The organism is Paenibacillus sp. FSL W8-0187, assembly GCF_037969755.1.
In the GTDB taxonomy this organism is placed as follows: domain Bacteria; phylum Bacillota; class Bacilli; order Paenibacillales; family Paenibacillaceae; genus Paenibacillus_AQ.
This window is the reverse complement of the sequence record NZ_CP150206.1, coordinates 6,999,413-7,019,313: the sequence shown is the minus strand read 5'-3', so window position 1 is coordinate 7,019,313 and position 19,901 is coordinate 6,999,413. Positions and strand designations below refer to the sequence as shown.

The following is a 19,901-nucleotide window of genomic DNA, read 5'->3' as shown; positions in this document are numbered from 1 at the left end:
TATTGTTGCTAGTGACCGTTAAAAATATATAACTGGTTAGCTAACCGATAAATACACTTTACTGGTTTATTATGGAGAAATCAATAGGAGGTTTGTTTTGTTGTGGGACAGGAATTTGATCAACTCGAAATCATCGCGGATTTTATCAACACCCATGATAAACGCATGAGATATGATGGGGATCCGGGTGTGGAGCTGCTTCGGGCCGCGGAGGATCTGCGCATGTGGCTGTTAAAAAACGGCTTTATTCTGGAACAGGACAACGTATCTGAAGAGGATCTGGCTTTGGCCCGCGAGCTGCGGGGTGGCTTAAGAGCAGCCATTCCGAATAATATACATGATCATCAGGAAGCTGGCTTCCAAGCGTTAAACCGTGTAACTGGCCAGTACCGCTTCTCCTACCGTTTCGGTGAAACTTCAGATGCAATCGAGCCAGTGGATGCCCAGGGAAAGGGGGGCATGGCCCGGCTGTTGATTCTGGTATTTCGGCTTCGTGAAAAGAATATGTGGGGCAGATTGAGAGTGTGTACGGCCGAAGATTGTCAGTGGGTATTTGTTGACCGGTCGAGGCCGGGAACGGGGAAATGGTGCTCGATGAAAGCCTGCGGCAATCGGGCGAAGAATAAAACATATCGGGAGCGAAGCAAGTCCATGGCATGAATCGCAGCCATGGGACCAGGTTTGAATCAGGTCCAACTCCAAAGACCCATCAAGCGTTTGACTTGGTTGGTCTTTTTTTATGGAGCCGAATCATTCCAACAGGAATAAACGATTCAGTAACGAAATGATTGTAACCTATAATTTTTTGAAAAATGTTGATGTCTTTGTCGATTAGAACATTTTCTATTCGTTGATTAAGCATAGAACGAAAATTCAAGATAGTCTCGAGAACCGGGAGGGAATAAGAATGAGATTTATGATGATTGTAAGGGCAACCGAGGATTCCGAGGCAGGTGTATTGCCAAGCGCAGAGCAGTTGGATGCCATGATGAGGTACAACATGGAGCTGGCCAGAGCGGGCGTGCTGCTTGCCGCCGATGGGCTCCATCCAAGTTCGGGCGCTATCCGGATATCTTATCCGGAGCCGGGGGGCAAGCCGAAAATTACCGATGGTCCCTTTACGGAAGCGAAGGAACTGATCGCGGGGTATACCTTGATCGAAGTGAAGACGAGGGAAGAGGCGATCGAGTGGGCTAAACGCATGCCGGATCCACACGGCTTCGGTGCGGGCCAGATCGAGCTCCGTCAGGTGTTTGAACCGACTGACTTAACGCAGGACCCGGAGGCGCAGGCTAAACAATACGAAATGCGTGAACACATCCAAAGGCAGAATCCGTAATGTCAGGAGCAGATACCCATCGTACGATCGATGCCATCTGGAGAATCGAATCCTCCAAAATCATTGCCTACCTGACTCGCATGGTTCGTGACGTCGGTATCGCCGAGGATCTTGCTCAGGATGCGCTTATCGCTGCGCTGGAACGCTGGCCGATAGACGGCATACCGGATAATCCCGGTGGATGGCTCATGACCGCTGCGAAGCGCAAAGCGCTGGACCTGCTGCGCCGGAATAAGGTACGCGATCAGAAGTATGAGCTGTTGGGACGTGAAATGGATTCCCGGATGGATTCGGATATTGAGGTACCGGAGCCTGGGGAAGTGAACGACGATCTTCTGCGGCTGATCTTCATGACCTGCCATCCGGTTCTATCCCCTGAAGCGCGGGTGGCTCTTACGCTGCGCTTGCTTGGCGGATTAACGACGGCGGAGATTGCCCACGCCTATCTTGTGCCTGAACCGACGATCGCGCAGCGAATCGTTCGTGCCAAACGGACGCTGTCGGCGACCCGGGTGGCATTCGAGATTCCTCAGGGAGCCGAGCTTAAACCGCGATTGTCATCGGTTCTTGAGGTCATCTATCTCATGTTTAATGAGGGGTATGCAGCTTCATCCGGCAGCCAGTGGATTCGCCCGCTGCTTTGTCAGGAAGCGCTTCGGATTGGGCGGGTGCTGGCAGAGATCGCCCCGGCGGAGGCCGAGGTGCATGGTTTGGTTGCGTTAATGGAATTTCAATCCTCTAGGTTCAAGTCCCGGGTCAACGCGGAGGGGGAGCCTGTCCTGCTCATGGATCAGAATCGGGCCTTGTGGGATTATTTATTGATTCGGCGCGGTTTTGCCGCTCTGGATCGGATCGAGCGGTTGGGTGGAATGACCGGGCCTTATGCTATCCAGGCAGCCATCTCCGCATGTCATGCCGGAGCGCCCAGTGCCGCAGAGACCGACTGGATTCGAATCTCCGCGCTGTATGAGGCATTGGCACAGGTTTCTCCTTCTCCCATCGTGGAATTGAACCGGGCCGTGGCCCTCTCCATGGCTTTTGGTCCGGAGATCGGGCTTGAGATCGTGGACATTTTACGCTGCGAGCCTGCCTTGAAGGGATACCATCTCCTCCCGAGCGTAAGGGGAGACCTGCTCTTTAAGCTGGGACGCCTGGACGAAGCCTGCGCCGAGTTCAAGCTGGCCGCATCGCTGACGGATAACCTGAGGGAACGGGCTCTGCTGCTTGACCGTGCGGCAGAATGCCTGCCAGCGGAGTCCTAAAACAAGCTGGAGAAACATTTTTAAAAAAATTTCAAAAAAAATATGAAGCTGTGTCGATTACATAAAATCTCGTTCGTCATTTAGATATAAAACTAAAAAATGAACCGAGAGGAAGATGAACATGCAAGCACAAATGGTACCTTTTATTATTTCGGAGGATGCAAGAGCTCAGGCGGATTTTTACATGCAAGCGTTGGGTGGAGAGATCGGTTTGTTGACTACCTTCAAGGACATGCCGGGCATACCGGAAGCTCATCAGGATAAGATTATGCACATGTCGTTAACGCTGGCTGGCTGCAATAAGCTCATCCTCACCGATGCTTTTCAGGAAACCGGCAAGAGCACGAGCATGGGTCTGGCCATCACGTTTGATAACGAGGACGACGCCAGGGCCGCCTATCGCCATCTTAGCCATGGGGGTACCGAGAAATATCCGTTTGCCCTGCAGCCTTGGGGAGCCTATTACGGTGAAGTGGTGGACCGGTACGGCATGACCTGGCAGATGGTTCATCAGGGCTGAGCTGAAAAAATACCATACTATGATACAGAGGGAGCCAATAAAATGAATCAAGAAGTGACGGATTACATTGCAGCCATCAGTGATAATTGGAAAGTGGAGGTCAGCGAGCGGCTTCGAGAGCTCGTGCACAGTACGATCCCGGACGTTTCGGAACGGCTTCAATATAAAAAGCCCCATTTTCTGAAGAATGGAAAATATGCGGCGGTAATCAGCGTCGCGAAGAGCGCCGTGAGCTTTACGATTTTCAATGCGGATGGCCTGGATTGGCCTGAAGCGTTGTTTGAAGGACCGCCTGAACGAAAGACCATCAAAGTCACGTCCGAGCAGCAGGTCGATTATGATGCACTTGGATCCCTGCTGAAGCAGGCATCCGATGGACTGTAAATCATATGTAATAGGGAAGCGCGGATAACCGGTGTTCGAAGCGTTCCTGATATAATAGCCGCGATCCTATGAGGATCGCGGTATGTGTCATTCTACTTCTTGGTGCCGTGCTGCTTGGTCGGCAGCTTGTCGCTTGGCGTTCCTTTGCCGTGATTCTCTTTGTTGCGACGGGCCTTCTCCGCATTCTCGTTCATTTTTTCCACAAAATCGTGCGTGCTTTCCATATGACGTAAGCTCCTTTTGCTCAGAATGTATGGCCTTGCCTGATCGTGCTTAATATAACCATTTCGTCGTGATCATATTTGGTGACTTTGGAATGGATATGGAATGGGTGAGCAGGAGGTTCGCGTGGCGAACGAGTTTGAGGTGGATGGACAATCGTATGTACTGGCGGGTCCCGAGTTGAACGACCTGAACACGTACATGGTCGAGCTGGGGCGCCCCACAACCCTGATTTGCTGCCGGGGTACAGGATAAACGATCAGGGGCCCTGAGGTATGTCTCTTTTGGTTTCATAGGGATCGCGAACGATATGGAGAAGGTATCTGTCATATCACGGCAAAAAAAATACCCTGCCACAGGCAAACGCCCGGGCGGGGTATTTATGGTGTTATGATTACTTCTTATGACTGATCAACAGCTCATATTTGTTCAAGGAAGCGCCCAAAATATTCTCGTTGCGGCCCTGACCGTGGGATTGCCGGAATGATTCGCTGGAAGTCCAGCGTTTGAATGCCTCCTCGTCTTCCCATACCGTAGAGACCTTCAGTTCCTCAGCCTCTGCGCCTTCTTTGGCTTCGTGCCATACTTCCATCCTCACGAATCCCTCAATGTCCTGCACACCTTTTGCTTCAGCGAATCGCTGCGCAATTTCTTGTCCGAAGCCCGGTTTAACCTTAATCGAGTTTGTAACAACCAGCATGCTTGATTCCTCCTTCGGTGATGACCGGATACATTCCAATAATGTCTAGCCCCTTGCATGTATGTCCATTATACATGAACGAGCATTCTGATTTCATCTTGGGAGGAACTGTGCTTTATGCCGAAAAAAGCATGGAATACTCAGGTCGCTGGAGGACCTTCTGCCGGAAACTCTGCGGTAGGGGTGGCGGCAGCTGGCGTCATGGCTTTGGGTTTCGCCCTGCCGCTCCACGACCAGTAGGTGCCGATGCGCAGCAGCCGTTCAATTGGGCCGCCGTGGAATCGTTTCAACCAGAGCAGGCTGCCCGTTGCCAGTACAGCATAGATCAGGATCGCCAGCAGCGCTCCTTGCAGCACACCGAGCTTGCCGAACATGCCCAGCCCGAATCCGTAGAATATCAATACGCATACAACGCTTTGCGTCAGATAGTTGGTTAGCGACATCCGTCCAACCGCTTCAAACGCCCGGATGATAACCGATTGTTTAGACGAGAAGGCGTATAGGGAGGCGAATAGATGGATATAGCCCAGCGCGAGCAAAGGTCCGCCAATCATCGTGAAGACGCCGCTCCAGTTGTCGGTCGACCCGAGCATAACCCCGGCGGTCTTTAGACCAAGCCCGACCGGAACGAGTAGAGACCATCTTAGATACAGCTTGATCTCCTTGGAAGGATGAAGGAAGCGCCCGCGCTTGGCTGCGACCATACCAAACAGGAACATCGGCGCGCTCATCAGTGGGGCAATCAGAATGACCAGCAGCATCAACCAGTCCGGAAGGTCGATGGGCATTTCCTCAGTTGAACGAAAGTTTACGATCTCGCTGAACGTGCCGTTGCCGTAGACCTCAATAGATTGTTTCACATAATTCTCCATGCGCTCTGTTTCACCTGTCCCAGGCTCCATGGAGCCATATCCGAAGATGGCAAACAGCGTGAGGAAGAGGATGCCCCAGATCAAGATCGTTTTGGCCTTCCGTTTCACAAATAGTAACAGGAAAAGCCCGATCGCTCCGTAAAACAACAGAATATCGCCTTCCCAGATGAATGTGGAATGCAGCCAGCCGAGAATGATCAGCAGCACGGACCTGCGGAAGAAGCTGCGGCCATATTTGAGCCCTTTGCCGATTAGGCTTTCCTGCATCTTGATCATGCTGTAACCGAACAGGAACGTAAAGATCGGCATGAAGCTGCCCTCTACGAATACTTTCAGCATGTCATGGCTAATCAGATCCAGTGTGGATGGCTGGAAGAAATGCAGCTCGTCTTTGCCGAACATGCCGTATTGAAAAATAAGCATATTGGCCATCAGGATGCCGAGCAAGCTCAAGCCGCGAATCGCATCCACGGCCGTAGAACGTTTATTTGAATTCATGTTAATCACCTCTGACACCAAGTATAAAGCTCGAAATGAAATAACTCGGAAACGGCATCCTAACTTTTTCTTAACTCTTCCAGCATTTGTTTAACTCCTGTTAAGGTTGTTGTGCTAGCATAAATCTCGGGTGAGATAAAATGGATCAAACACGAATTTTAATTGTAGATGACGAACCTTCCATTGTGAAAATGCTGCAGATGGTGCTGCGCAAGGAAGGCTTTAACCACATATTCACAGCTTCCAGCTGTAAGGAGGCGCTTAGCGAAATTGCTGCACACGGAGCGGATATCGTGCTGCTGGATGTCATGCTGCCGGACGGCACGGGATTTGATCTCTGTCCGCAGATCCGTTCCTATGGCAGTCCGCACATCCTGTTTCTGACGGCCAAAGCATCGGATCTGGATGTGTTGACCGGTTTTGCGATGGGCGGAGACGATTATGTCACCAAGCCCTTTAATCCGCTGGAGATTGCCGCAAGAATCAAGGCGCGTCTGCGCCGTGGTGGCATCGGGACGACCGTGTCGTCTGAGCAGCCGGTGATCCAGCGTGCATGGGATTTCGGCCGGTTTAAGGTCGATGAATCCGCCGGGGAGCTTACGGTGCTGGGAGAGCCTGTGCCTTGTCCGGCGCAGGTCTTTCAGCTGCTGCTTTATTTTTGCAAGCACCCGGGGGTGGTATTCTCCAAGTCGCAGCTGTACGAAGCCGTATGGGGCATCGACGGCATGGGCGAGGACAACACCGTCATGGTGCATATCCGCCGTATCCGCGAGCGCATCGAGGAGGATCCGAGCAACCCGCAATATCTACTGACGGTCCGGGGGCTCGGCTACAAGCTGGTTAAGGAGAAAGTCCGATGAGACTGCGCAGACGGCTGGCCTTTCATTTTACGTACCAATTGATTGCGTTCTCGGCGTTTATGTTTTGCTTCCTGATTGTGCTCTTATTCTTCCTGATCAAACATATCAGCGACGATGAGATCAAACGCAACTTTTCGACAGGCGTCCTGAACAGCATCGTGACCGAGACGGTGACGGAGAATGGCGAGGTGCTGCTGCAGGAACAGTGGAAGCTCCTGCTTCAAGAGAAGGATATGTGGCTGCAAGTGGTGGATATGGAGGGAAACGTGATTCATTCCACCAATACGGCTCCGGATGTTCCGTCGGAGTACTCGGTAAGCACCTTGCTCGAGATCAAGGAGGAGCGTCGTCTCGGCGAGTATACGATGTATTGGCAGATGGATCTGACCTATGAAGAACCGCTGCTGTATCTGATCGGACGTATCGATGAGGGTTCGGACCATCTTCGGGTATGGTATACCCGTTATCAGGACGGCGGCAGGGTGAGGCCGGAGGATGAAGCGGGGCTCGGACGCGAATTAGCTGGTCTAGGCGGTTATTTGCATGTCATTGACCGGGAGGGCCGCGTTGTCCAAGCGATTGGAACAAATGCAGACAATAAGGTAAGCTACCACCCGCTGGAGATCATTACGATGCAGGAGCAGCCGGGCACGTATTCAACGCATATTGCGGTATACCGCGATACGGCCAGCGGCAACACCTGGGTATATCATACGCCGCAGGACGAGGCGCTGGAGAAAAGGCCAATGATGAATGAGCTGATCCGCGTGGCGCTATGGACGATGGTCTGCGTGCTTGCGTTGTCGCTTGGGGTGGCGATATGGCATGGATACCGGTACAGCCGGCCGCTGCTGCTGTTTACCGGGTGGTTTGAGCGGATGGGGAGCGGAGCCTACGAGGAAGTGCTGACACCGAAGGACCGGAAGCGGGTATTCCGCAAGAACGGAAAGCTGCGTACGCGCTTCAAGCTGTACAAGGAAGTGATTCATTCTTTTTACAAGATGGCGGAGCAGCTTGCCGAGGCCGAGAGAGAACGGGAGCGACTCGACCGTAATCGGGAAGAATGGATGTCCGGGATATCGCATGATTTGCGTACTCCGTTGTCTTCCATCCAGGGTTACGGCTATATGCTGGAGAGCGCTCCCCAGGATTGGAACCAGGAAGAGCTGCGGGAGATGGGAACCGTGATTCGTGAGAAGGGCGACTACATGTTGGAGCTTATCGATGATTTCTCGCTCGTCTTCCGTTTGAGGAGCGAAATCCGGCCGCAGGAGCTGACCCGGCTTGATCTGAACGAGCTGGTGCGTCGCTGCGTGCTGAAATACGTCAACGATGCCACGCTGGATGCGAATTTTAATTATATCGGTGGCGAAAAAGCACTACTCATTGACGGTAATGCCAAATGGCTGCAGCGGTTGATGGATAATCTGATCACGAATGCCGTGAAGCATAATCCGGAGGGCGTTAACATTGAAGTGCGTGTAGAGAGGCACCCTGCTGGCGCGGCGATCGTAGTAGCGGATCAAGGTGTAGGGATGGATGAAGAGACCCGCTGTAATCTGTTCGAGCGTTATTACCGGGGAACGAACACCGAAGAGAGTATGGATGGCTCGGGGCTCGGGATGAGTATCGCGAAGGCGATTGTCGAAGCACATCGGGGCCGGGTAAATGTGTGGTCTGAAGTAGGCCGGGGAACCACCATCACCGTTCTATTGCCTGAGGCTGCCGTACAAGAAGGCGAGGGGGCTGTTGAACGCGATTAAGGACTGACGTTTTCCTGGATTGTCATGTCCGGAATGAGCTCTAAAAATCCTTCAACATTCCTATCCTGCTGCCGGCCCGGTTGCGCTATAATGGCTAAGCAACGATTACATGAGGTCCGGAGGATATTATGGGTTCAACTTCGTTTCGGCAATTGACTGGCAATGCGCGGGGCTGTCTCGTCTATGAGCCGCTGTTTCTCATCCCTTACAGCATGTTCACGACGTACACCTCCATCTACATGTACCAACTTGGGGTAACCGAGACAGGAATCGGCTGGATTACCTCCATCGGTTTGCTTGTGCAGGTGCTTTCTTCGTTTCTCAGCGGGTATTTAACAGACCGTTTAGGCAGAAAAAAGGCGCTGCTATACTTCGACGTACTAAGCTGGACCGTGGCCACGCTGCTCTGGGCCATTTCACAGAACTTCTGGTTTTTTGTGATCGCGGCCGTGATCAACGGCTTTCAGAAGGTGCCGCATACCGCCTTTTACTGTCTGCTGGTGGAGGATACCGCACCGAAGGAGCGAACCTATGTCTTTACGCTGCTGCAGCTGATTAGCGTCGTGGGCGGCTTGTTTGCACCGATCGGCGGACTGCTGGTGTATCATTTCACGCTTGTGCCCGGGGTGCGCATCATGTTCGTGCTGGCCTGTATCCTGATGACAATCCAGTTCATTGGGCGCCATTATGCGACAAGGGAGACGGATATCGGATACCGCAAGATGAAGGAAACGAAGGCGATGAGCCTGCGGGAAGGGATGTCCGACTATGCCTTGGTGATGAAGAGCATGCTCGGAAATCCGCTGCTGCTGATGATCTTCGGCGTTTATATATTGTTCAATTTTCAGATGACGGTGAAGACGACCTACGTCTCCATCTTCATGGTGGAATATTTGCATTTGGGCAGCGGCCTGATCTCGGTCTTTCCGGCATTCTCCTCCGTCATTATGCTGATATTCATGCGGTGGATCATGCCACGGATCGGGGAACAGCATGTGCACCGAACGATGGTATGGGGATTCGTTATATCGGTATTGTCCAATGTCATACTGGTGTTTGCGCCGCGAGGGGATCTGCTGGTGCTGAGTTTGAGCACTGTCATTGCCGCCATCGGTACGATGATGACATATCCGTATCTGGAGACGGCGGTGGCCAATGCGATAGACGATGAGAACCGCGCCAAAATATTCGCGCTGCTCCAGGTGCTCATCCTTATTGTCATTTCGCCTTCCGGCATCATTGGCGGCTGGGCATATGGCATCGACCCGAGAATTCCGTTCTTGCTTGTTGCCGGCGCATTTGTGATCAGCATCCCGCTTATGCTGCTGTACGGCAAAAAAGTAAAGGCGTCGAAGCCGGAGTTTAGCTTGGGCATATGAATGAGTCCATGGCTAAAAGAGATTGAGCGTGCGCTTTTAAGCTGCGGGAAGCGAAAGAATATGAATGGAGAGGCACTCCGGGTAAGGGGTAGCCTCTTTTTTTGCGGTGGTTATTGCAATTTGGTTAGCGTTCACTTATGATATGAGCATGAAAAAGAAACCACATTTCGATAGCAAGAAGAAGGATATTTTGCAGGCTGCCATGAAACTCTTCGCCGAGAAGGGCGTGGATGGCGTATCGGTGAAGGAGATCGGCGCAGCGGCGGGTGTAACAGATGCAGCGATCTATAAGCATTTTACGAATAAGGATGCCGTGGCTGCGGAAGCATTCGAGGAATACTGCAGCAGTTATACGCGTCTGGTGGATGATTATGCTTCCCGGCCCGGCCTGTTTGCGGAGAGACTGTCGGCGCTCGTCATCCGGGTATTGGCGGCGTATGACGAGGATAAATACGGCTTGCTGCTCTTGTCCCAGCATCACGAACTGTTTACGGAGGTGCTCAAGAGCAGGGGACGTCAGCCGCTGGACGCCTTGCATGATCTGCTTGAGCAAGCGGTGTTGCAGGGGGATATTCCGCCGCAGAACACGCGATTAACCGCTGTGTTGATCATTGGTACATTCAGCCAGCTTGCAATCTCAACGATGCAAGGAGAGCTGAAGGAACCGTTGTCGCCGCTGGCACCTGAAGTGACGGCGCATCTATTGGCATTAACAGGTTTGGGAAAAGGTCGGGAGTGACCTTTTCTTTTTACCATTAGGTTAGTGATTGTTAACCAAATCAAGAGGGGGAAGAAACATATGAAAAAGGTTTTAATTATTCAAGGCAATCCCATTAAGAACAGTTATGGCAGTCAGCTGGCAGAGGTCTATGCAAGGGGGGCGGCCGAATCCGGGGCGGAGGTGCGGGAGCTGGTGCTTGCGGAGATGGAGTTTGACCTGAATCTGTCCGGTGGCTATAAGGGTAAACAACCGCTGGAGCCGGATCTGCAAAAAGCGCAAGAACTGATCTCTTGGGCGGATCACCTGGTGTTTGTGTACCCGAATTGGTGGGGCGGCATGCCGGCGCTGCTCAAAGGGTTCATCGACCGGGTTTTTCTGCCGGGCTTTGCGTTTAAGTACCGCCGGAACTCGCCTTTGCCGGAGCAGCTGCTCAAAGGGAAAACGGCCCGTTTGATCGTCACGATGGATTCGCCGTACGTCTACTATCGTTTCTACCTCGGCCAGCCGGGACATCAAATGATGAAGCATTCCATTCTGAAGTTCTGCGGCGTGAGCACGGTTCGTGCCACGAACATTACGCAGCTTCGCAAAATGCCTGAAGTGGCAAGAAAGCAATGGCTTGAGCGTGTGCAGAGAATGGGTCGGAAATTGGCTTGAGCTGGCAGGGCGTAAGATAAACAGTTCCTTCCAATGGCTTGACTTCTCGGGCAGGAGGATTATAATTCATACAACAAATGAAACGAAAAGAGAATGGAAGGGTAAGTTTAATCAAAATCAAATCTTGATGTATATGCCGGGGAATAGGGCCCAGGCGTTTCTACCAGGTTACCGTAAATGACTTGACTACATGAAGGTTGAAAATCCCCACCCAAAGCCCAGCTTCGCAATGATTGAAGCCGGGCTGGAGGATCATCTTGATTGGAATCCGGCAGGTTTTAACGGATGAGGTGATGTGCAGACTAGATAGCATACATTGCTGATGCACGGGATTTCTCTTCCTCTATGGATATAGTACAGGCACCCCGGGCAGATACGCTGCCCGGGGTGTTTGGCGTGTTATACAGCGGATCGATTTTGTGTTTTTACCGTTCATGATAAGAAAAACGTCTATCGACGCACTTTAACAGATGATAGACCGCAATTAGATGAAGTTTTTATTGCGATATCAGGAAGTTACAAGCTTCGAAGTGTATACTTTCTGATATCTAAAGAAAAAAGGGGAGCGTGCAATCATCATGAGTTCAAGCAAGAGACAGAAACGATACGAGGTTAGCCGGAAGCTGGGAAGGGTTGCCTTAGGACAGGAGCCTGCCGATCTGGTCATCAAGAACGGCACACTGGTGAATGTGTTTACAGGCGAGCTTCAGGAGCAGGTGGACGTGGCCATGGCATCCGGACGCATCGCTTATATCGGCAACGCGGATCATACGATCGGGGAAGGGACTCGGGTCATCGAAGCGAATGGCCGCTATATCTCGCCAGGCCTGCTCGACGGTCATATGCATGTGGAGAGCACGATGCTCACCGTGACCGAGTTTGCCAAGGCGGCTATCGTTAGTGGAACGACGGGGGTTTATATGGATCCCCATGAGATTGCCAACGTATTCGGCATGGAAGGTGTGCGCTGGATGCATGAGGAAGGGCAGCAGCTGCCGATGAAGGTGTTCACCACCGTTCCTTCGTGTGTACCGTCGACCTTTGATCTGGAGGATGCTGGGGCGCAGCTGGGCGTAGCCGACATTGAGGAAGGGCTGACATGGCCCGGTGTTGCCGGGCTTGGCGAAGTGATGAATTTCCCGGGCGTCGTGTATGGCGATCCGACCATGAGCGGGGAGATCGAAGCCACGCTGCGTGCGGGCAAGACGGTGACAGGACATTTTCCGGCAGAGGATGTCCGGATGCTGCAGGCATATATGGCAACCGGCGTAAGCTCCGACCATGAAACGGTAACCAGAGAGCAGGCCTTGGAGAAGGTTCGCCTCGGTATGCACCTGATGATCCGTGAGGGTTCAGCTTGGCAGGATGTGAAGGAAGTTGTTAAGGTTATAACGGAAGATAAGGTGCGAACAGACAATATTTCTCTGGTTACGGATGATGTATATCCGCAGACGCTGCTGAGACTCGGACACATGAACCATGTAGTCCGCCGCGCTATGGAAGAGGGCGTGGACCCGGTTACGGCGATCCAGCTGGGAACGATCAACGTGGCTCGTTATTTCGGCATGGACAATGAGCTTGGCAGCATTTCGCCAGGCAAAACGGCAGATATTTTGCTGATTGATGATCTGAAAAGCATGGTACCTTCCGTTGTGATCACGGATGGCGAAGTGGTTGCAGAGAACGGTCGACTCGTGAAGGCATTCCCGGTATATCAATATCCGGAAAAAGCGTTTAACTCGATCCGGCTGCAGCGTTCGCTTACCGCGGATGACTTCCTGCTCCGCAGCAAATTCGATGCCGCACGTACGGAAGTGAACGTGGTCCGCGTCATCGAGAACAGCGCCCGTACCGCCAAAATGACGGCGGTGCTCTCCGTGCAGCAAGGGGTAATCCAGCCAGATCTGGATCAGGACGTGGTTCAACTGGCGTGCATTGAGCGCCACGGCACGACGGGACAAATCTCGCTCGGTTTTGCGAGCGGCTTCGGACTCAAGTCCGGCGCGGTTGCGTCCACGGTAGCACACGACAGTCACAATCTGCTTGTGATGGGCACGAATGCCGAGGATATGGCACTCGCGGCAAATGAGCTGGCAGCGTGCGGAGGCGGCATGATCGTGGTACGGGATGGCAAGGTGCTGGCGAAGGTGGCGATGCCGATTGCCGGTTTGCTGGCGGACCGTCCGGTCGAGATTGTAGCGGAGGAAGTCGCTGCCTTAGAGGAGGCTTGGAAGGAGCTTGGATGCTATATCCATGCGCCGTTCATGACCTTCTCGCTGATTGCGCTGCCGGTGATTCCGGAAATCCGCATTACCAACCGCGGGATCGCAGACGTAACGGAATTCAAGCTCATCGAGACCGAGATTGGCGCGGTTCAATAAGATTGCAGATACACCGAAGCAGGTTGGCCTGAGGGCGAACCTGCTTTTTTGGTGCGTAAATACCGGGCTTGGCCTGTGAGTGGATGCCGCAAGCCATGTTCCAATTGATAATCGTCACATATTCCACCGCCTACTTAGTGATTTTCGTCACAAATTTATAACTTTTTGCCCCCGTTTCAGCCCTGATATTGTGATGTTTATCACAATCCTTTAGGGCGTGGTCTGCGACAATACAAAAAGAATCAAATTTGAAGTGATCACGTGAGCTAAAGAAAGGGGTATCTTAATATGGATCCGGTTATGCTGGCGCGAATTCAATTCGCATCGACAACCATTTTTCACTTTATTTTCGTACCGTTGTCCATCGGATTGGCGTTTCTGATTGCCATCATGGAGACGATGTATGTTGTCAAAGGCCAGGAAGTCTACAAGAAAATGGCCAAGTTCTGGGGAAAGCTGTTCCTGATTAACTTTGCGGTCGGGGTTGTGACAGGGATTCTGCAGGAATTCCAGTTCGGCATGAACTGGTCGGATTACTCGCGGTTTGTCGGGGACGTGTTTGGCGCACCACTTGCCATCGAAGCACTGCTGGCGTTTTTCCTCGAGTCGACGTTTATCGGACTATGGATATTCGGTTGGGATCGGTTATCGAAGAAGGTCCATCTGCTCAGTATCTGGCTGGTGTCCTTCGGCACCCTGATGTCCGCCTTTTGGATTCTGGCAGCGAATTCGTTCATGCAGCGTCCCGTTGGGTTCGAGATGAACAACGGGCGAGCGGAGATGAATGATTTCTTCGCACTGATTACGAACGGTCAGCTGTTGGTAGAGTTCCCGCATACAATCTTCGGGGCACTGGCAACCGGGGCGTTCCTCGTAGCGGGTGTGAGTGCCTACAAGCTAATGAAGAAGCAAGATTTGGATTTCTTTAAGAAATCATTCCATATCGCTATCGTGATTGGTCTCATCACCTCCATTCTGGTTGCGGTGTTCGGTCACCAGCAAGCACAGTATCTGGTGGATACGCAGCCGATGAAGATGGCTGCTGCGGAGAGCCTATGGGAAACGAGTGACGATCCTGCGCCTTGGACGGTCATTGCAGCCATCGATCCGGATAAGCAGGAGAACACGATGGAGTTTAAAATCCCGTATTTGCTCAGCTTTTTGTCCTATAGCAAGTTTTCCGGTGAAGTCATCGGGATGAAGGAGCTGCAGGCGCAATACGAACAGCAGTATGGACCTGGAGATTATATCCCTCCTGTGCGCACCACGTTCTGGAGCTTCCGGATTATGGTGGCCGCAGGCAGCATCATGATTCTGCTGGGGTTGTACGGAGCATGGCTCATGCTGCGCAAAAAGGTCGAGAAGGCCGGTAAATGGTTCCTCAAACTGATGCTGTTCGGTATTTCACTTCCGTTCATTGCCAACACGTCGGGGTGGATTATGACGGAGATCGGGCGGCAGCCGTGGACGGTATTCGGACTGATCACCACGGAGAACAGTGTTTCACCGAACGTCAGCGCAGGCTCGATTCTGTTCTCGCTGATCATGTTTACCGCCATTTATGCAGTGCTGGCAGCCGTCATGGCGTATCTATTTATTAAAGTCATTAAGAAAGGACCGTATGCGGCGGAGGAAGATGACCACCACGCAAGCGATCCATTTAATAAGGAGGGCTACAATGCTGTCTCTTAACGAACTGTGGTTTGTGCTCGTTGCCGTATTGTTTATCGGGTTCTTCTTTTTGGAGGGCTTCGACTTCGGGGTCGGGATGTCCACGCAGCTGCTGGCCAAAAATGATACCCAGCGCCGGGTGCTGATCAACTCGATCGGCCCGTTCTGGGATGCTAACGAGGTCTGGTTGCTGACAGCGGGCGGCGCGATGTTCGCCGCCTTCCCGAACTGGTATGCTACGCTGTTCAGCGGCTTCTACATTCCGCTTGTCTTTCTTCTGCTGGCCTTGATCGGACGCGGGGTGGCCTTTGAATTCCGCGGCAAAGTGGGCGATGTTCGCTGGAAACGGGTGTGGGACGGTGCAATCTTCACCGGCAGCGTACTTCCGCCATTCCTGCTTGGCGTTGTTTTTGCCTGCCTGATCCAGGGGCTCCCGATTAACGAAGAGATGCAGCTGCATGCCGGATTGTTTGATGTTGTGAATGGCTATACTGTGGTTGGCGGGCTGACGATGGTGATGCTCTGCCTGCTGCATGGTTTAATGTTCACAACACTGCGCACGATGGGGGATCTTCAGGAACGGGCACGCCGTATGGCCCGGAAACTCCTGCTTCCCGTAGCAGCCCTGTTCGTGGCATTCGGGGTGATGACGTATTTCATGACCGATGTCTTCGAGAAGCGTGGCGTGGTGTTAACCGTGCTGCTGGTGCTGGCTCTGCTCGCATTCTTACTGGGCGGATATTTCATGAACATCAAGCGGGACGGCTGGGCTTTCGGGATGACCGGGGCGGTTATCGCTCTGCTGGTAACGTCCGTGTTCGTGGGCTTGTTCCCGCGCGTGATGGTCAGTTCCATCAATTCGGCATTTGACCTGACTATTTATAATGCGGCCTCCGGACCGTATTCTCTCAAGATTATGACGATTGTGGCGGTAACGCTGCTGCCATTCGTATTGGGCTATCAAATTTGGAGTTACTTCGTTTTCCACAAACGGGTACATGAGAAGGAGCATCTGGAGTACTGATGGGAAAAGATCTGCTGGGATACAAAGGCGCCAAGACGGTATTCTTCCTTGTCGCCGTATGTACCCTGGCACAGAGCATGGCCATCCTCCTGCAAGCCAAATGGCTGGCGGAAGCCATATCCGCCTTGTTTGCCGGATCAACGCTGCAGGAGCAGGGGGAGACCATTGCCTTGTTCCTGCTTGCATTTCTGGCACGCCACGGCATCTCAGCCGTGCAGCAAGGAATCGCACAGCGCTTTGCCGAGGAGACGGGCACGAGCCTGAGGAAGCAGCTGCTGGATGAGCTGTTTCGGAAGGGGCCGTCCTTTGTCCGGTCGGAAGGAACAGGCAATGTGGTTACGCTTGTGCTGGAGGGCATCGGCAAGTTCCGTAAATATGCGGAGCTGACCATACCGCGCATGATGGGGGCGAGCATTACCCCGGCTCTGGTATGGCTGTACGTGTTCATGACGGACCGGATTTCGGGCATTATTCTGCTGGTGACCATGCCGATCCTGATCGTATTTCTCATCCTCGTGGGGCTTGCCGCGAGAAAGCAGACCGAGCGGCAGCTGGATTCTTACCGGATGCTGTCTAATCATTTTGTAGATTCGCTGAGAGGTCTGACTACCCTGAAGTTTCTGGGACAGAGCCGCAAGCATAGCGAGAGCATACAGCAAGTCAGCGAGGGATATCGAGCAGCTACTATGCGGACGCTGCGCGTGGCGTTTCTGTCGTCCTTCGCGCTGGATTTCTTTACGATGCTGTCCGTGGCATCTGTTGCGGTAAACTTAGGCTTACGCCTCATTAACGGCAGCCTGGAGCTGCTGCCCGCGCTGCTTATCCTGATCCTGGCACCGGAGTATTTCCTGCCGGTGCGCATGGTCGGGGCGGACTTTCATGCCACGCTGGACGGTAAGCAGGCAGGGGAAGCGATGCAATCCATGATTCAGGAGGCCCGGAAAGGGCGTTCTTGCGATATAACATTTAAAATTAAAGATAATTTGTCTGAGCCCAATTCGCCGCAGCCGCAATTCCAGTGGGATAATCACAGCGTCCTGGAGCTGTCCGGTATCGGCCTCAGGCACGAAGAGTTGGGGCCGGCTTCCTTGGAGAATGTCAGCTTCCGGATACCGGGTCAGCGCAAGATCGGCATCGTCGGGGAGAGCGGGGCCGGCAAATCCACGCTCATCGAGCTATTAGGGGGATTCTTGGCACCAACGTCCGGCGTGATGGAGCTGAACGGCGTGAAGCTGGAGGACAGGAACCGGCAGGCATGGCGGACCGAGGTCACCTATATGCCGCAGCAGCCGTATTTATTCGGTGCTACCTTGGCGGATAATGTGCGCTTCTATGCACCGGAGGCATCAATAGCGCAAGTCGAAGCCGCAGTGGAAGCGGCGGGTCTATCGGATCTGGTGAAGAGCTTGCCGGGCGGACTTGCGGAGATGATCGGCGGCGGTGGACGCACTTTAAGCGGTGGCCAGGCCCAGCGTGTAGCCTTAGCCAGAGCGCTGCTCGGCGGCCGGCGGGTTCTGCTGCTGGATGAGCCGACGGCTCATTTGGATATCGAGACGGAATACGAGCTGAAGGAGACAATGCTGTCCCTTTTTCAAGATAAGTGGGTATTCCTCGCGACGCACAGACTGCACTGGATGCAGGATATGGATTACATCCTCGTTCTGCATCAGGGGCGGGTGGTGGAGACGGGAACCCATGAGGAGCTTATCGCTCGGCAAGGTGTCTATTATGGATTAATTACATCGCAGATGGAGGGAGTACGATGAAGCAGGAATCGTGGTTTCGGCCTTACGTAACGGCAAACTTCTGGCGCTTTTTGCTGATTGTGATGCTTGGCGTGCTCACGATCCTGCTCGCAGGGATGCTGATGTTCACATCCGGGTATTTGATCTCCAAGTCTGCCCTGCGACCGGAAAACATCCTGATGGTATACGTGCCGACCGTAGGGGTTCGGACCTTCGGCATCGGACGCGCGGTCATCCATTACGTGGAGCGCCTTGTGGGACATGACACGATTCTTCGTATCCTGTCCCAGATGCGTCTGCGGCTGTACCGCATTTTGGAACCGCAAGCCCTTCGTTTGTCCTCCCGGTACCGCACCGGGGATCTGCTAGGCGTGCTCTCTGATGATATCGAGTATTTGCAGGACGTCTATATTCGAACGGTATTTCCATCGATTGTAGCGCTTGTGTTATACGCCGGGGTTATTCTGGCTGTCGGCCTGTTTGACCCGGCATTTGCCCTTCTGCTCGCGTTATATGTAGCGGTGCTGATTCTGGTGCTGCCGCTGGTTTCCCTGCTGCTCACCAAACGGAAGAACCGGGAGATGAAGCAGGCCCGCAGCAACCTCTACCAGAAGCTAACCGACGCGGTACTGGGTATTCATGAATGGTATGTCAGCGGCCGGCAGACGGAGTTCCTGACCGGTTATGAGGCGGATGAAGCCGAGGTCGACCGGACCGACCGCTCCCTTAAGCGCTGGTCGCGTCTTCGGGCTTTTATCGGTCAATGCGTGGTTGCCGTGACGGTGGTATCAATGGTGTATTGGTCAGGACGACAGTATGCGGACGGCTCGATCGATGTTACGCTGATCGCGGCTTTGGTTCTGGTTGTATTCCCGTTAATGGACGCATTCCTGCCGGTATCCGAAGCCGTGGAGCGGATTCCGCAGTACGGCCAATCGGTCGCGAGACTTCAGGCGATAGAAAGCGCAGAAACATCTGAAGGGGAGCAGAACGGGGAGCAACAGCTGAATAAGAGAGAGATCCAATCCGTCATAAGCAGCGGTGTCCATGTGAAGGCGGATGGCGTCAGCTTCCGTTATGATCAGGCAGCAGGCGGCGAATCCGGGCTGGAACGATCCGGTGCGAATAGGGAAGGCTCTACATTAACGGATGTATCCCTGGATATTCCTCCTGGGGCCAAGGTAGCCATTATAGGGCGTTCCGGTGCCGGTAAATCCACCCTGCTGCAGCTGATTCAGGGTGTGCTGGCACCTTCGGGGGGAAGTCTTACCCTAGGCGGAGTGGATGCTGCGCGGTTTGGCGATGAGATATCTTCTGTTATTTCGGTATTGAATCAGAGTCCGCACTTGTTCGATACGACGCTAGCAAACAACATCCGGCTCGGACAGCCGGATGCTACGGAAGCGGAAATACGGGACGCGGCTGCTTTGGCGCGGCTAGAACCGTTGGTGGCCTCCCTTCCGGAGGGTCTCCGCACCCGTATGCAGGAAGCCGGACAGCGTTTCTCCGGGGGAGAGCGCCAGCGCGTGGCTTTGGCCCGAATCCTGCTGCAGAAGACGCCTGTTGTCATTCTGGATGAACCGACGGTCGGGCTGGATCCCAAAACCGAGCGGGAACTGTTATCCACCATGTTCGCCAGTCTACAGGACCGGACGCTGATCTGGGTAACGCATCATCTGGTGGGCGTTGAGCGCATGGATGAAATCCTATTCATGGAAGACGGCCAAATCGTTATGCGGGGTACCCACGATGAGCTGATGGAGCGCTACCCGCGGTATCGGAACTTGTATCTATTAGATCGTCCGGCAGTCTAGACAACAACAGCATCCTTAGTAGAAGAACCGCCCTTTTGAAATGCCCCTAATTGTTAGACATGACCTAACGATTGGGGTGCAGTTCATTT

Annotated in this window: 19 protein-coding genes and 1 riboswitch; of the genes, 16 read left to right on the top strand and 3 right to left on the bottom strand. The window is 53.2% G+C overall.

The features are described from left to right. The first annotated feature begins 102 nt into the window (after positions 1–102). From MKY48_RS31800 to MKY48_RS31780, 5 genes are all read left to right on the top strand, one after another. Positions 103–660 carry a CGNR zinc finger domain-containing protein gene (locus MKY48_RS31800; protein WP_339291918.1) on the top strand — a complete coding sequence of 186 codons (558 nt, stop codon included), beginning with the start codon at positions 103–105 and terminating at the stop codon, positions 658–660. A gap of 247 nt (positions 661–907) precedes the next feature. Beyond that, positions 908–1,339, top strand: a complete 432-nt coding sequence (locus MKY48_RS31795) for a YciI family protein (RefSeq protein WP_076323869.1) — start codon at positions 908–910, stop codon at positions 1,337–1,339. Further along, on the top strand, positions 1,339–2,601 hold the full coding sequence (locus MKY48_RS31790; protein WP_339291917.1) for an RNA polymerase sigma factor: 1,263 nt from the start codon (positions 1,339–1,341) through the stop codon (positions 2,599–2,601). The genes MKY48_RS31795 and MKY48_RS31790 overlap by 1 nt, the downstream gene beginning before the upstream one ends. A 121-nt stretch (positions 2,602–2,722) precedes the next feature. Beyond that, on the top strand, positions 2,723–3,121 hold the full coding sequence (locus MKY48_RS31785; protein ID WP_339291916.1) for a VOC family protein: 399 nt from the start codon (positions 2,723–2,725) through the stop codon (positions 3,119–3,121). Positions 3,122–3,163: 42 nt separating this feature from the next. Further along, positions 3,164–3,505, top strand: a complete 342-nt coding sequence (locus MKY48_RS31780; protein WP_339291915.1) for a DUF1801 domain-containing protein — start codon at positions 3,164–3,166, stop codon at positions 3,503–3,505. A 92-nt stretch (positions 3,506–3,597) separates the two neighbouring features. On the opposite strand, the gene MKY48_RS31775 is transcribed toward MKY48_RS31780, so the two are convergent. Continuing rightward, the gene (locus tag MKY48_RS31775) at positions 3,598–3,729 is read right to left on the bottom strand and encodes a DUF4023 domain-containing protein (RefSeq protein WP_009590359.1); all 132 of its coding nucleotides are present in this window, start codon (positions 3,727–3,729) and stop codon (positions 3,598–3,600) included. A gap of 124 nt (positions 3,730–3,853) precedes the next feature. Here MKY48_RS31775 and MKY48_RS31770 point away from each other — a divergent pair, with 124 nt between their 5' ends. Then, a complete protein-coding gene (locus tag MKY48_RS31770; protein WP_339291914.1) occupies positions 3,854–3,982 on the top strand; it encodes a hypothetical protein in 129 nt (42 codons plus the stop codon). Between the two features lie 139 nt (positions 3,983–4,121). On the opposite strand, the gene MKY48_RS31765 is transcribed toward MKY48_RS31770, so the two are convergent. Both MKY48_RS31765 and MKY48_RS31760 read right to left on the bottom strand, forming a co-directional pair. Next, positions 4,122–4,427 carry an antibiotic biosynthesis monooxygenase gene (locus MKY48_RS31765; protein WP_076323874.1) on the bottom strand — a complete coding sequence of 102 codons (306 nt, stop codon included), beginning with the start codon at positions 4,425–4,427 and terminating at the stop codon, positions 4,122–4,124. A gap of 140 nt (positions 4,428–4,567) precedes the next feature. After that, on the bottom strand, positions 4,568–5,797 hold the full coding sequence (locus MKY48_RS31760) for a DUF418 domain-containing protein (RefSeq protein WP_339291913.1): 1,230 nt from the start codon (positions 5,795–5,797) through the stop codon (positions 4,568–4,570). A gap of 140 nt (positions 5,798–5,937) precedes the next feature. Between MKY48_RS31760 and MKY48_RS31755 the strand changes: the two genes are divergently transcribed. The 10 genes from MKY48_RS31755 (at position 5,938) to cydC (ending at position 19,812) form a co-directional block, all read left to right on the top strand. Next, positions 5,938–6,657, top strand: a complete 720-nt coding sequence (locus MKY48_RS31755) for a response regulator transcription factor (RefSeq protein ID WP_339291912.1) — start codon at positions 5,938–5,940, stop codon at positions 6,655–6,657. Continuing rightward, positions 6,654–8,420 carry a HAMP domain-containing sensor histidine kinase gene (locus tag MKY48_RS31750; protein WP_339291911.1) on the top strand — a complete coding sequence of 589 codons (1,767 nt, stop codon included), beginning with the start codon at positions 6,654–6,656 and terminating at the stop codon, positions 8,418–8,420. The genes MKY48_RS31755 and MKY48_RS31750 overlap by 4 nt, the downstream gene beginning before the upstream one ends. A gap of 128 nt (positions 8,421–8,548) precedes the next feature. Next, positions 8,549–9,799 carry an MFS transporter gene (locus MKY48_RS31745; RefSeq protein WP_339291910.1) on the top strand — a complete coding sequence of 417 codons (1,251 nt, stop codon included), beginning with the start codon at positions 8,549–8,551 and terminating at the stop codon, positions 9,797–9,799. 148 nt (positions 9,800–9,947) lie between these two features. Beyond that, positions 9,948–10,538, top strand: coding sequence for a TetR/AcrR family transcriptional regulator (locus tag MKY48_RS31740; RefSeq protein ID WP_339291909.1), 591 nt, complete (start codon positions 9,948–9,950; stop codon positions 10,536–10,538). A 60-nt stretch (positions 10,539–10,598) separates the two neighbouring features. Then, positions 10,599–11,177 carry an NAD(P)H-dependent oxidoreductase gene (locus MKY48_RS31735; protein ID WP_339291908.1) on the top strand — a complete coding sequence of 193 codons (579 nt, stop codon included), beginning with the start codon at positions 10,599–10,601 and terminating at the stop codon, positions 11,175–11,177. A gap of 107 nt (positions 11,178–11,284) precedes the next feature. After that, positions 11,285–11,386, top strand: a riboswitch (purine riboswitch). 369 nt (positions 11,387–11,755) lie between these two features. Continuing rightward, the gene (gene ade / locus MKY48_RS31730) at positions 11,756–13,558 is read left to right on the top strand and encodes an adenine deaminase (protein ID WP_339291907.1); all 1,803 of its coding nucleotides are present in this window, start codon (positions 11,756–11,758) and stop codon (positions 13,556–13,558) included. Between the two features lie 288 nt (positions 13,559–13,846). Next, complete coding sequence (locus MKY48_RS31725; RefSeq protein WP_339291906.1) at positions 13,847–15,250, top strand: cytochrome ubiquinol oxidase subunit I; 1,404 nt, start codon at positions 13,847–13,849, stop codon at positions 15,248–15,250. After that, positions 15,237–16,253: a cytochrome d ubiquinol oxidase subunit II gene (gene cydB, locus MKY48_RS31720; protein ID WP_215161420.1), complete on the top strand. Its 1,017-nt coding sequence runs from the start codon at positions 15,237–15,239 to the stop codon at positions 16,251–16,253. The genes MKY48_RS31725 and cydB overlap by 14 nt, the downstream gene beginning before the upstream one ends. After that, positions 16,253–18,019 (top strand): thiol reductant ABC exporter subunit CydD, encoded by a 1,767-nt coding sequence (gene cydD, locus MKY48_RS31715; protein WP_339291905.1) that lies wholly within the window; start codon positions 16,253–16,255, stop codon positions 18,017–18,019. The genes cydB and cydD overlap by 1 nt, the downstream gene beginning before the upstream one ends. Then, positions 18,016–19,812, top strand: coding sequence for a thiol reductant ABC exporter subunit CydC (gene cydC, locus MKY48_RS31710; RefSeq protein ID WP_339291904.1), 1,797 nt, complete (start codon positions 18,016–18,018; stop codon positions 19,810–19,812). The genes cydD and cydC overlap by 4 nt, the downstream gene beginning before the upstream one ends. Positions 19,813–19,901: the final 89 nt, after the last annotated feature.